Source organism: Streptomyces sp. CNT360 (assembly GCF_000424785.1).
The window spans coordinates 25,536-38,432 of record NZ_AUKO01000002.1 but is presented as its reverse complement, the minus strand read 5'-3'; the positions used below and the strand labels follow the sequence as shown (position 1 = coordinate 38,432).

The following is a 12,897-nucleotide window of genomic DNA, read 5'->3' as shown; positions in this document are numbered from 1 at the left end:
TCGGCGATCGGAGCTCTCCCGGATCAATGGTGGTGCGTCTCGTGCGCCAGGGTGATGGGGTGGCACGGTGACCAACCATGATGAGACCGGAACCGTCCGGCCGGGCACGCTGGCCTGGGTGGGCCGGTACCTTGATGCCGGTGAACGCGTTGTCGGGGCCAAGGCCTTGCACGGCGGCATCACAGCCGAAATGCGGAGGCTGACCATCGGCGGCCGGGACGGAGACGCCCGCCACCTGGTGCTGCGAAGCTTCGTCGACCCGTTCTACGCCGGACAGGCCGCGGACTTGCTGAACAGGGAAGCAGGTGCCTTGAACCTGCTCACGGGGAGCGGCGTGCCGGCTCCTGAACTGGTCGCGGTGGACGACACCGCGGCGCACTGCGAGTATCCGTCGCTCCTCATGACACATCTCGATGGCCGGACCGTCCTCGATGACGAGGGGTTGGAGACACGTGTTTCTCTGCTGGCCCGGCAACTCGTGGCGATCCACGCCGTGCGACCCGCCGAGCGCCCCCGGAAGTACGTGGCGTTGACGACCCCGGAGACCGTCGTGGTACCGAAGGGCGCCGATACGGCGGCCTGGGCCGCAGCGATCGAGGTGATCCGCAAGCCCCCGCCGTCCTACGAAGGGCGGTTCCTGCACCGGGACTTCCAACCCGGCAACGTACTGTTCGGCGGCATGGCATCCCCGAGTTCGGCAGGTGCCCGGATCACCGGCGTCGTCGACTGGGCGGCAGCCTCCTGGGGCCCGGCGGATCTCGACGTGGCGCACTGCTCCGCCGTTCTGGCCTTGTTGCACGGGCCGGAGTGGGGCCTGCGGTTCGCCGAGGTGTACGAGGAGAGGGGCGGGGTGCTGGCCGCGGCTGCGAGTGAACGCCTGTACTGGCAGGTGCGGGATGGACTGGCGTGCTCGGAGGAAGTGCAGTGGGTGGCGCAGCCGTGGCGGGAGGCAGGCAGGACGCAGTTGACGACGCGGGTGGTGGAGGAGCGGCTGGACACCTATGTCACCGCCTTGATGGACCGGCTGGGCTGAGCCGGGACGGCCCGCGGTGTGCCCCACGTGCCGCAAGGTCAGTCACCTGGACCGTCCGACGCATCACAGACTGCGGGCCAGTGAGGCGAGAGCGTCCAGTGCCCGGGTGGGTGTGCGCCTCCTGTGGGTGACCAGGTAGACGCCCAGGTGCGGGGCGCGTGTCCAGGGCAGAACCGCCAGCTCTCCGCGCTCGCTCTCCTCTCGCACGGTGCTGGCCGGCAGCAGAGCGATCCCGAGACCTGCCGTGACGCACTTCTTGATCGCGTCCATGCTGACGAACTCCATGAGCGTGGGGGTTACTCCTGCTTCCCTGAGCTCGGTGTCGATCACTTCCCGTTGCGCACAGCCCTTCTCGATCACGAGGAGTGTCTCGTCAGCGAGTTGAGGGGTCCGCACCTGTCTGTGTCCCGTGAGCGGATACCCGGGTCGTGCGACAAGGAGGAGAGGTTCTTCGGTCAGAAGCTCAGCGCTGGTCATGGGCGCGGTGACGCTCCGTTCGAGGAGGAACCCCACATCGACGGTGCCGTCCCTGACGGCCGCCAGGAGCGATGCCCGGTCTGCGGGCCGGAAGACGACGCGCAGCAGCGGGTAGCGGTCCTGAAGCGCCCGGAGCACCACGGGAAGCCGGTAGGCGCACAGGCTCTCCGGCGCGGCGATGTGCAACGTGCCGCGTACGTCGTGAGCGTCCCCGGCGGCCTGCAGTACGGCCTCGCGTGCTTCTTGGGCGCGGGCCACCATGCGCTGGGCATGACCCCGCAGCTCTTCTCCGGCCGGGGTGAGGGCGATCCGTCTTCCCAGGCGTTCGAACAACGCGACGCCCAGGTCGGCTTCGAGGGCCTTGATGTGGCTGGTGATGCTGGACTGGACGTAGCCGAGCTCGTCGGCGGCCCGGGTGAAGCTCATCGAACGGGCCACTTCCAGGAAAGTCTGCAGATGCTTCATCTCCACACTTGCATCGGTGTCCTCGATGGAACCCATCGCAAACATTCGTTGGACGAAATGACTGCGCAGCTTCTACAACGAAGGCATGATCCTCACCGCCCACGACACCTCCGGCAGCGCAGGCGCCCCTTCCAGGGGCGGGCTCGCCGACCGTGACTTCCTGCTGCTCCTCCTCGCGACGGCGTGCGCCTTCTCCAACTACGCACCGCTGCTCTCGGTGGTACCGCTGTGGACGGACGAGGGAGGGACCGAAACCGCGTGGGCCGGTGCGGCAACGGGCGTGACGATGGGGGTGACCGCCGCCGTCCAGATGTGCATGCCGTGGCTGCTGAGGAAACTCAGCCTCCCGGCGCTCTTCGCAGGGGGAGCGGTTCTGCTGGGAGCTCCGACCTTCGCCTACCTTGCCTCGTCACAACTGCTGCCCGTCCTCGCGGTGTCGGCCGTGCGAGGCGTCGGGTTCGCGATGGTCGCCGTCGCCGGCAGCGCGCTCGTGGCCGAGCTGGTGACCGAGCGGAAACGCGGACGCGCCGTGGGCTGGTACGGCATCGCGGTCGGCCTTCCCCAGGTCGTCTGCCTGCCGCTGGCCGTGTGGGGCGTGGAGCGTTGGGGCTACGCCACGGTGTTCACCGTCTCGGCGCTCCTGAGCGTCATCGCTGCTCCCCTGATCGGCGCAGTATCCGCCGGCACGCGGCAACGAGGCGGCCGGCCCTTCCCACCCGGTGCACGTGGGTCCGGTATCGCCGGGAAGTGGCGCTCCATGCTGCCCCCATGGGCCGTACTGATCACGGCAGCCTGCGCACTGGGCGGCGTGACATCCTTCCTCCCCCTCGCTCTGGACGAGGTGCACGTGGCTGCCGTCGCCCTGTTCGTACTCTCCGCCACGGCGATCGCCGGGCGCTGGGGGGCCGGCTGGCTGAGTGACAGAGCCGGTCCCGGCCGCCTCCTCGTGCTCGGCGTCCTTGCGTGTGCTGTGGGTATGGCGGGCTTCGCGGCGGTTGTAGGAGGGGCACCCCCCTGGCCCGTCTCCATGGTCGCTTCCGCCGTGTACGGGCTGGGTTTCGGCGCTCTGCAGAACGACACCCTCGTCGTGATGTTCGCGCAGGCGGGCCCCGGATCCCGCGGCAGTGGCCTGGCCAGCACCGCCTGGAACATGGCCTACGACGCCGGTACCGGCATCGGTGCGGCAGGCGTGGGCCTCATGTCGGGTGCCTTCACGGTGGCAGGCTCTTTCGCCGTCGCCGCTGTGGCCATCGCCGCGTCGGCTCCACTGGCCTGGCTCAGCGGCCGGGCGGCCGGAACGCCACGCTGAACCCACCAGCCGCGCGCCCAGCACCCAGCGGCACGGCAGCGAGTACCGGGGCGAGGAGTCGCCGGGGTGCCGGGTTGAGCGACAGCACAACAACAAGGCCCGCAGGGACCGGCCGCGCTCTCCGCTGACCTCGTCGCCGATGGTGGCGGGGTCCCGCCGGTGGCGGCGCGTGCTCCGGCCTCGGCAGGTTCGGCGCTCCCGGAGAGGCCGCCTGTGCCGGTCCCGCCCCGTCCCGGGACCCCGAGCGCCGTCATCAGATCGGAGCGCGGGGAGGGGCCGGTGCCCCTGTACGCCCTTCAGCCCGGCCCTGCGGGCGCGCCCAGGTCTCCAGCACCCTCCAGACCGTGGTCGTACAGCCGGTGGTCCAGCCGCGTGGGCCCGCCCCGTGCCCTCGGGTCACCAGGAAGGTCGACCTCGCGCTCACGGCCGGCATCGAAACGGACCGGCCGAACAGAGCGGCGGAAACGGGCACCGGACCCGGACACTTCCGGCACGGCCGGTGCAGGCGCCGGTACCGGCCGCGCGTCCGCGCGACGGTGGCGCGGGCGTACCGGCACGGTTCGCAGCGGAGTTCTTCCGGCAGACGGTCACGCCGTCGTGCCGTCCTCGTAGACCGGCTCCCAACTCGTCTGTCGGACGGCCCTGTCGGCGTCGGGCACCTCCCTGGCGGCGATGCCCTCGGCGGTCGCCGCCTCCGCCACCGCCGCCGCAGTGATCGTGGAGGACTTGCGCAGGTCCTCCACCGGCGGCAGCAGGGAAGCGCCCGGCGCCTCCACGTCGACCTGCTCGGCCACCGCTCGGGCAGCGGCGAGAAGCATCCCGTCCGACACCTTCGAGGCGCCGGCGACGACCGTGCCCAGACCCAGCCCCGGATAGAGCAGCGCGTTGTTGGCCTGCGCGATCCGGTAGGTCACCCCGTCGTACTCGACGGGTGGAACGGGGATACCGACGGCGACCAGGGCCTTGCCTTTCGACCAGGCGATGACGTCGCCCGGCATGGCCTCGATGCGCGAGGTCGGGTTGGACAGCGGAAGAACGAGCGGACGTTCGGTGCCCGCGGCCATGGCCTCGACGACCTCACGGGTGAAGGCTCCGTGCACGGTGGAGGTGCCCAGCAGGATCGTCGGCTCGACCTGTTTCACGGTTTCCAGCAGGGAGATCCCGCCGTCGTCCGCCTTCCAGCCGGCGACCTCCGACGGATCGCGCGCATAGGGCTGCTGGAAATCGCGCAGCCCATGCACCTCCTGGGTGAGCAGCCCGGGCTTGTCGACCAGCCAGATCTGTGCCGTGGCCTGCCGACGGCTCGCACCATCACGGACCATGGCGTCGCGGAGCTGGTCGGCAATGCCCACCCCCGCGGTCCCCGCGCCGAAGACCACCAGCTTCTGCTCCCGCATGGGCACGCCGCTGACCTTGACCGCCGACAGGGCCGCAGCCAGGGTGATCGCGCCGGTTCCCTGCATGTCGTCGTTGAAGATCCGGTAGTGGTCGCCGTAGGTCTGAAGGATGCGCCGGGCGTTGCTCGGGCCGAAGTCCTCGAAGTGCAGCAGCGCCCGCGGGAACATCGAGGCCACGCACCGTACGTACTTATCGATGAACGCATCGTAGTCGGCCCCGCGGACCCTGGGGTGCCGGTTGCCCAGGTACAGCGGATCTTCGAGCAGCGCTTCGCGGTCCGTGCCCACGTCCAGCGAAACGGGGACGATCCGACGAGGGTCGATGCCGGCTGCCGCGGTGTAGACGGCTGCCTTTCCCACCGCGATCTGGACGCCGCCCACGCCCCAGTCGCCGATGCCCAGGATCTGCTCGGCGTCGGTGCACACGACCAGGTCGACGTCGTCAGGCCCGAGCTGGAGCGTGGCGAAGGACTTCTCGATGTCGTCGGGCCGGTCGATGGACAAGAAGACCCCGCGCGGGCGGCGGTACTCGTGGGAGTACTTCTCGATCGCCTCACCGACGGTGGGGTCGTACACGATCGGCAGCAGCTCCACCAGGTGATCGGTGAGCACCTTGTAGTAGAGCGTCTCGTTGCGGTCGTGAAGCTGCTCCAGACAGACGTTCTTGGCCAGATCGCTGCCCTGTGTCTGCAACTGCTGATGGACCCGCTGCGCCTGCTGCTCCAGCGCCAGGACTCCGGAGGGCAGGCGCCCGGTCAGACCCAGCTCGTCCCGCTCCGCCGGTGTGAAGGCCACGCCCCGGTTGCGGGACGGATCAGCCAGCACGTCCGGAGTGGCTGGAGTCCGCACGACGTGCCTTGCCATCACTTCTCCCTACGGCGGGATCAAGGAAATACGGCCCGACGGGCCCGGCGGTGTCGCCCCACGGCCACCCTACGCAGTCACTTCTCCCGTGGCTCGTCGATCTTGAGCTGCCCCGTCGGCAGCGCCGCACACAAGCGGGTCCCGTCCCATCAGAGGTTGCACAGCGTCCCTGCTCCGTGAGCCGGTGGTCACCGGCCCTTCCCACGCGCTCCGCCTCGGACTCCCCGCCCCTCGCCGCACACCGTTCGCTGGCCGGTACATGGCTTCGCCTGCTGCCCGCAGGGCTCCGACCATTGCTGCCACCGATTCGCCTGGGCCTGGTGACCTGAGATCCTCGACAAAGCCGCCGCTTACTGCCAACGAACCTCTGTCTCAGGGCACGAGGGACTGTCCGACGGTCATGACTGGGCAGGCGGGGGAGGGCGTCAGCGGCAGGCGGTGGTCTGCGGAGTCAGTGACGCGGGGTGGTACTGCTCGACGCGGTCACGTGTGGTGTACATGTCCCAGTAGTGCTCTGCGAGATCGTCCGGGTCGGCGATCGGGAACTGCGGGCCGTCCGCCGACTCGAAAGCGGCCTGGGCCGCGGCGGAGACCTCGCTGCGGGCGATCAGAGACGCGATGGTCAGGGCTCCCGCGTAGATGCCCGTGTCCGCCAGCTCGGCGTTGAGGGAGTACAGGTAGTTGCGGGTAGCGGACATCACCGGGCCCAGGCCGCTGAGGTGGGGCATCGGCTGTGCCGCTGAGAGTCCCTGGGCCAGCAGGAAGGTGCCGTCGCCGCGCTCGGACCACTCCGGCAACACCGCCCGGACCACCTCGACCGGGGTGAGCAGCAGGAGCGGGATCAGGCGTTCAAGGGTGACCGCGTCCAGTTCAGCGGCCGGGGTGAAGCCCTCGTTGGCGCTGATCGGCCCGTATTCGACCACGTCGATCCGGCCGAGGCGGTCCCGGACCGCCTCGATGAGAACGGGCGCCTCGGCGGGCTCGGAAAGATCACCGGAGAACGCGACCGCCTCGATGCCTTCGTCGGCGAGCGCCTGGACGAGGGCGTCCAACCGGTCCTTGCGGCGGGCGACCAGCGCGACCCGGAAACCCTCGCGCCCGAAGCGGCGGGCCACGGACACTCCCAGACCGGTACCGGCACCGAAGACGGCGAGCACTTTGGACATAGGACTACTCCTTGGCACGGCAGCGTTCCTGACCCTGTGGTCAACTTATGTGCCGACGGTAACACTCAACTTGACCATGGGGTCAAGTTGGGCGAGTGGGGAATGCGACCATGAAGGTCGTAAGTGCCGGAGTACAGGAGGAACGACCGGATGCGGGCCGACGCGCAACGGAACTCGGAGAAACTGCGGGCAGCTGCCGCCGAGCTCTTCCAGGAGCGCGGCCTCAGGGTGCCCCTGAAGGAAATCGCCCGCCGGGCCGGTGTCAGCCACGGCACCCTCTACAACCTCTTCGGTACCCGCGAGGCGCTCATCGACGAAGTGGTGACCGGCCTGGCCGCGGACCGTCTCGGCGAAGCGGCAGAGCACGCCCTGGCCTTCGAGAACGCCGGGGAGGGGTTCGCTTACTACGTCGAGAAGGTCTGTGAACTGCAGGCCACCGACCCCGCGGTTGCCGACGTCGTGAGCGGACGCTACCCGGCTGCCGAGTGCCTGATGGCGATCTGCGGCCGGGTGAGGAACGCCGCCACACGGATCATCGAGCGAGCCCAGGCAGCGGGCACCATCCGCCCGGACTTCACCGCCGAGGACCTCCTGCTCCTCTTCGGCACCAACTCTCTGCTCGCCCGCGCAGCCGCGGACACCGCGCCCGATACCTGGCGCCGTCAAGTCCTCTTTCTGCTTGACGGGTTGCGCACCGAACCAATGCAAGTGCCGCCATCTCCTGCGTCGCTGGCCCCGCAGCAGGTGTACGACGTGATGGGCCGGCTCGCCGGTGCGCCCCAGTAGGCCGCGTGTGTACTCATCCTCCGCACCGCCCGCTCCCCACTCCCTGTCAACCCGCCCTCTCAGCCCCGAGCAGGTTGCCGCGTTCGCGCTTCCGCCGTCCTGACAGCCGGATGAGAACCGGCCGCGGCATCCCCGAGCGAAGGAACACTTCATGACCAATCGGATCACCCCCGTTCCCACCGCCGACCTGGTCGACCGGTACGGCGCCGACCTGCGGGTCTGCGACCTGCAGTTCCGCCAGTTCGGCGCTCACCGTGGTTTCGCCGGCCGCGTGCGCACCGTCTCCTGCCACGAGGACAACGGCCTGCTGCGTGACCTGCTGCGCGCCCCCGGCGACGGCACCGTTCTGGTCGTCGACGGAGGCGGCTCTCTGCGTACCGCCCTGGTCGGCGACCTCATCGCCGGCGCAGCCCAGGACAACGGCTGGGCAGGCCTGGTGCTGCACGGTGCCGTCCGTGACAGTGCCGCGCTCGCCGGCCTCAAGCTCGGCATCAAGGCACTGGGGACCATCCCGCGGAAGAGCGCCAAGGACGCCGCCGGAACGGTCGATGTCCCCGTCACCTTCGGCGGCGTCACCTTCCACGCCGGCGACATCCTGCACGCAGACGACGACGGTGTCGCCCTTCTCCCGTACCGCACCTGACCACACGACTGTTGGAAGGGCTGACGGGTGCCGACGACGCCCGCCCGCGGGGACTGAGGTGGCGGGGGAGAGACCGGGCGCCGTGCCTGCTCTGCCGGACAGCGTGGTGTCGCCGTCACACGAGACCTGGTTCGCCGCCCCGCCACTGGGCGGTTGGACCGAGCAGCGCGGGCAAGACGTGGACCTGCGACGTGCCCCGCGCGCCCGCAGGTCGCCACAGTCCGGTCCAGGTGGGCCCCCTGTCGCTCGGCGCATCATCGGAGAAGGCGACGTCGGGGCGCGGTGGTGTCGCGGGCGGACTCGTGTGCGTGGCGGCACGGTGGAGCCCGAGCTTGTGCCCGAGAAGCCATGCATACACATCGTCGAAGTGGGGAGAGTCATCGCCTGGGGGGGGGATCGGCTCTCAGTGAGCGCCGTGAGACAAGCCGAGGCGGCGAAGAGGGGCGGACAGACCTCTTGATGGTTCCGTCATGTGCGCCGGTACGCAGCCGACAGGCAGACGATGCTCCGGCTGTTCGGAGAGCGGACTTGACGCCCGCCGCGGCCCGTCAGGTCCCCGATTCTCCCGCGCCGACAGAGTGTGACGTGCCATGCATATGCGTCCTCCACGCCGGGAGTCCGAACCGGAGCGCGCCCTCCGCTGCGGCCTGTTCAGCGAGGTGCTTCGCGGTGCCATCGCTGACGGCGGCCTGAGTCTGCAGCGCATCAGCGTGAAGCTGAGCGAGCGTGGAGTCCGGGTCAGCCCGGCGGCGCTCAGCTACTGGCAGCGCGGCAGCAACCGGTCGGAACGGGCGGGCTCCTTGCGGGCGGTGAGGATGCTGGGAGAGATCCCCGGCCTACCGGCCGACTCGCTGGTGGTACTTCTCGGCCCGCGGCGACCACGCGGCCGGTGGGCACCGTCGACCGGCCCGCTGACCACCCACGAACTGTGCAGCGGATCGGAGGGGTTGGACGCGGTGCCGGACCTGCTGGGGCCCGGGGCCCGGGAGGCTCTGTGGGCGGTGTCCAGCGGGTACGCCCACATCCAGGAGATCGTCGGCGCCGACCGCGCCTCGCTGAGCACGCGGGTACGGCGACTGGTCTGCGCGGAACAGGACGGGGTCGACCGCGTGTTCACCGTCCTCCATACCCCGAGTCCACTCTCCAGTGTCAGTGCGGAGCCGCCCTGTCGCACGGGCCGCACGCGACGCGGTCCGTGGGCGGACTACTCGGTGGTCGAACTCATCCTGGACCGCGTCCTCAACCGGGGAGAAACAACGACGGTCGATTACACCGCGCGGCAGGGACACGTCCGGCCGCAGTCCTGCACCCGGCACTCCCTCTACCGTCCGGCCCCTGTCCTGGTGGTCGAAACACTCTTCGATTCCCAAGCGCTGCCGGCCCGGTGTGAGGGCTTCCACGCAGCCCGTCTCGGCGCGCCGGAACGGTCGCTGGGCCCTCTCTGGCTGGGTAGTGGGGGCCAGGCGCATCTGGCGCTCACCGATGTCGAGCCCGGACTGTACGGCATCCGGTGGGAGTGGGATTGACCGCACGCCGCCCCGAAGGCATGCGCGACCTCGCTGGAGCACGGCTGTCACGCCGATCACGCGCTTTCCACGAGCTCATGCGCCATCGGCGGGGAGCACAAGAGCGTGTCGCGAGGACCGAGCAGGGTTCCGTCACCGGCCGTGCGTCGACCGCCGAGATGTCCGCCACCGAATTCTGGTCGTGCCGTAAAGAAGCCAACTGAACGAACAGGGACGTCCAGTATCGGAGGGCCGTTCGCCAGGCAGCAACGATCGTGGCGTTCAGGGGTACGGACAGTCGTTCGCCTCCTGGTTGACCGATGTATTGGCTCAGGCATTACGTCTCGTCCGCCCACCCCCACCGCGCACGGAGTCGGTCTCGCGCCGGACATGGCGAGTCGACGATGCGTGCGACAGGACAGAAGGAAGCCATGTCGAAAACGCATCGTCGTCGCGCCGTAGTCGCTGAGCTGCGAACCGGCGGCGTGGCGGTCATCGGCTCTGAGTCCTGCGCCAACCTCCACGACCGGTTCCTCTCCTGGGAGGAGTGCGAGCCGCTGGTCGTCGAGTACTGCGAGCACGCCGGACTGCCCAGCACGGCGGGCGCGTTCACCATGGCGTTGAAGCGGAAGCGCACCGCGATGGCGGCGAAGATGGACGCCGGGTACGTGGACAACGCGGACCTGACGAACGACCAGGCGTCGGGGAAAGCCCGCTCTCCCGCGCCAAGGCAAGGTGCGTCGGCAGTCCGCGCTGGGCCTGGAGGCGGGGGCCTGCTCCCAGTTGGTTCCGCCCCCAGAGCCAGCCCGTTCCCGGACGCGAGTCACGGTGATGTCAGTGCCGATCAGTAGTCTCGCCCCATGAATCCAAAAGGCCGTGGTGTCGCGCTCTCCGGTAGTTTCGGCGCCCTCGGACCCGGCGAGGCCGAGCGACGACTGGAAGCTGCAGGCGTGCACGTGACGAATGAGCTCACGCCCTCGACAGCCGCGATCTTCACAGGACGGGAGACATCGAGCGACAAGGGGGACGAGGCGTACGTCCAGGGCATACCGAACTACGACGAGGTGGCCCTCCTCGCGGCGCTCGCGAAGCTTGAGGAGCCGGTGGGCCGGACGGCTGAGCCACCGGACTCCTTCGTCGACCCCGCAGCACTTGCCACGGCCGACCCGGCGGAACTCGAAGAGATGCTGAGGGAAGCCGACTGGGCGGCGTTTGTGCCGGCCCGCGACCTCCCGCTGCTGCGGGCCCGGCTTACGGAGCTCGAAGGCGGGCACGGTGTCACTCCGGCGCACCGATTGGCCACGAACATGATCCGCGTGCGTGGCACGGTGCTGAGCCGCCCCTACGGACACCGGTCGAAGATCACCGCACTGGCGCTCAGCCCTTCCGGCGCCCATCTGGTCACCGGCGACTGGGGCGAAGGCGACAGCGGTACCGCGCAGGTCTGGGAGGTCGCGACCGGGCGGTGCGTCAACGTCCTGGAGCGGATCGACGGCGGCGTCGGCTGGGACGGTCATGCGCGCACCGTGCAGTGGTCGGCAGACGGCCTGCACCTGGGCATGGTTTTCCGTACCAATGCGATCGGTGTGTGGGATCCGTTCGGTGGGTCCTCCGAGCGACGAGCGGAGGCTGAGGTGACGAACGGCGCTTCCCGGCCGCCGGCGTGGGCGCTGCACCCCGACGGCCGCAGTGCCTACGTCGCGACGGGCAACAAGGACAGGGTCGGTGTGTGGGGCTGCCTGGCCCCGCTGGAGCGTGGTCGCCTGTTCTGGCTGGCCGAGCACGCCGAGATGCCGCACGAGCACATCCTGGCCAAGGGACCTGTACCGGCGGGCATCCGGGAATCCTGCGGTGAGGAGCTGGAGGTCGACCGCCCGCCCCTCTGGTCCCCTGACGGAAACCGGCTGTACGTCGCCAACCGCTCCGAAGCTTTCGTCGTCGACGTCCCCACGGGCGCCCCGCTCTGGTTCACCCACAGGGTCGACTGGCTTGCCGAGTGGAGTCCTGACGGACGCTTCCTCGCTCATGTCCACAAGGGGCTGCTGCACTTTTCTGAGGCGGACACCGGCCACCCGGCCGCCGACCCCGCACCGACTGTCGGGTCGCGCTGGGACCTGTCGCTGCACTGGGGCATGCGCGGTGACACGGCCCGGCTCGCCGCCGTGCTGAGCAAAGAGGCGGCCGAGCCCGGCGTGGAGATCTATGACGACGGGCGGCTCAGCCACCGACTGGCCGTCACCCCTGCGGAGACGGCTCTGGCCCGTGAGAACAGGGACTTCGCGGTGTGGGCCTGGGCGCCGTGCGGAGACCAGGGGGCCGTCCTCACAGCAGCGGGAGACATCGAGATCTGGTCACTGGGCGACAGCGAGCCCAGGCGGCTGCGCACACTGGCCGCCCCGGATGATACGCAAGGAGTCCTGTGGGGCGCTGACAACGTGATCGTCGCGGTGGGCGAGAAAGTCCTGCGGTTCCTGCGGGCCGACAGCGCCGACATCATGAGCGACTACACGTTTCTACGGGAAGCGGACGCTGAGCTGCCGATCCACCCGGAGTACGTATACGCCGAATTCGACGGCAAAATCCTTGCGCTCGACGATCACACCTGGTGCCTGCCCATCGAACCGGACACGGCCATCGCGCCACCCGAGCGCCGCGCCGACATCGAAGCACACCTTGCCTGGATCATCGACCGACGCTACGCCTGGCCGCTTCACTGGGGTCACTTCGACATCTGGCCAGATGCGGCAACCGCGGTCGCCCATCTCCGGACAACGTCACCGGACGCCAAAGCACTGCAGCAGGCGGTGAGGGAAACAGCCGGATGAAAACTGCTCGTGCAATGCACGCACCTGTACAGGATGATGGAGACGGCCGACCGGAGGAGGGCGACGTGGATCTTGTCGCATCGATTCCAACGGCTCCTCGGTTGCCGGAAGCGATGCGGCCATGAGGTCGGTCGGTCACGCTCGGCCACCCAACGGCAGGTACCCAGGCTGGAGCCGGAGGGGGTGTCCGCAGCGAGCGATGAGCGGGGTGACGCCCACCGCCGGGGTCGCGGCGGGGCTCCCCGGCGGCGCCATTCCGAGTGAAACCTCAGCACCCGCTCGACGGATACGCCTTGCGGCACGTTTCTGACGTGTTCCGGTTGGCACTTCGAGTCCGCTTTCGCCGGCGCGTCGACGAGGTCGGCTTCGCCACGGCCCTGGGCGAGGCTGGTCACGTCGGCGAGCTGCCGACCCAAGCTTGCCCATG

At 69.4% G+C, this 12,897-nt stretch carries 10 protein-coding genes; 7 read left to right on the top strand and 3 right to left on the bottom strand.

What is annotated here, in order from left to right; all coding sequences use genetic code 11:
• Positions 1-67: 67 nt before the first annotated feature.
• Positions 68-1,033, top strand: a complete 966-nt coding sequence (locus H297_RS0104650) for an aminoglycoside phosphotransferase family protein (RefSeq protein ID WP_027736091.1) — start codon at positions 68-70, stop codon at positions 1,031-1,033.
• 63 nt (positions 1,034-1,096) lie between these two features.
• Here the strand turns inward: H297_RS0104650 and H297_RS34520 are convergent, their stop codons facing one another.
• Positions 1,097-2,011: a LysR family transcriptional regulator gene (locus H297_RS34520; RefSeq protein WP_486589405.1), complete on the bottom strand. Its 915-nt coding sequence runs from the start codon at positions 2,009-2,011 to the stop codon at positions 1,097-1,099.
• A gap of 49 nt (positions 2,012-2,060) precedes the next feature.
• Here H297_RS34520 and H297_RS34515 point away from each other — a divergent pair, with 49 nt between their 5' ends.
• Positions 2,061-3,284: an MFS transporter gene (locus tag H297_RS34515; RefSeq protein ID WP_037792959.1), complete on the top strand. Its 1,224-nt coding sequence runs from the start codon at positions 2,061-2,063 to the stop codon at positions 3,282-3,284.
• Positions 3,285-3,871: 587 nt separating this feature from the next.
• Here the strand turns inward: H297_RS34515 and H297_RS0104635 are convergent.
• Together H297_RS0104635 and H297_RS0104630 are read right to left on the bottom strand one after the other, a co-directional pair.
• Entirely contained in the window at positions 3,872-5,545 is a 1,674-nt protein-coding gene (locus H297_RS0104635; RefSeq protein ID WP_027736090.1) for an NAD-dependent malic enzyme, read from the bottom strand.
• Between the two features lie 425 nt (positions 5,546-5,970).
• Complete coding sequence (locus tag H297_RS0104630; RefSeq protein ID WP_027736089.1) at positions 5,971-6,711, bottom strand: SDR family NAD(P)-dependent oxidoreductase; 741 nt, start codon at positions 6,709-6,711, stop codon at positions 5,971-5,973.
• Positions 6,712-6,861: 150 nt separating this feature from the next.
• Between H297_RS0104630 and H297_RS0104625 the strand changes: the two genes are divergently transcribed.
• From H297_RS0104625 to H297_RS0104605, 5 genes are all read left to right on the top strand, one after another.
• Complete coding sequence (locus H297_RS0104625; protein WP_027736088.1) at positions 6,862-7,497, top strand: TetR/AcrR family transcriptional regulator; 636 nt, start codon at positions 6,862-6,864, stop codon at positions 7,495-7,497.
• A 151-nt stretch (positions 7,498-7,648) separates the two neighbouring features.
• Positions 7,649-8,140 (top strand): ribonuclease E activity regulator RraA, encoded by a 492-nt coding sequence (gene rraA, locus H297_RS0104620; RefSeq protein WP_027736087.1) that lies wholly within the window; start codon positions 7,649-7,651, stop codon positions 8,138-8,140.
• 590 nt (positions 8,141-8,730) lie between these two features.
• Positions 8,731-9,666 (top strand): hypothetical protein, encoded by a 936-nt coding sequence (locus H297_RS34510; RefSeq protein ID WP_158693639.1) that lies wholly within the window; start codon positions 8,731-8,733, stop codon positions 9,664-9,666.
• Between the two features lie 410 nt (positions 9,667-10,076).
• Positions 10,077-10,496: a hypothetical protein gene (locus H297_RS40140; RefSeq protein ID WP_051351527.1), complete on the top strand. Its 420-nt coding sequence runs from the start codon at positions 10,077-10,079 to the stop codon at positions 10,494-10,496.
• 9 nt (positions 10,497-10,505) lie between these two features.
• Positions 10,506-12,470 carry a hypothetical protein gene (locus H297_RS0104605; protein ID WP_158693638.1) on the top strand — a complete coding sequence of 655 codons (1,965 nt, stop codon included), beginning with the start codon at positions 10,506-10,508 and terminating at the stop codon, positions 12,468-12,470.
• Positions 12,471-12,897 lie beyond the last annotated feature (427 nt).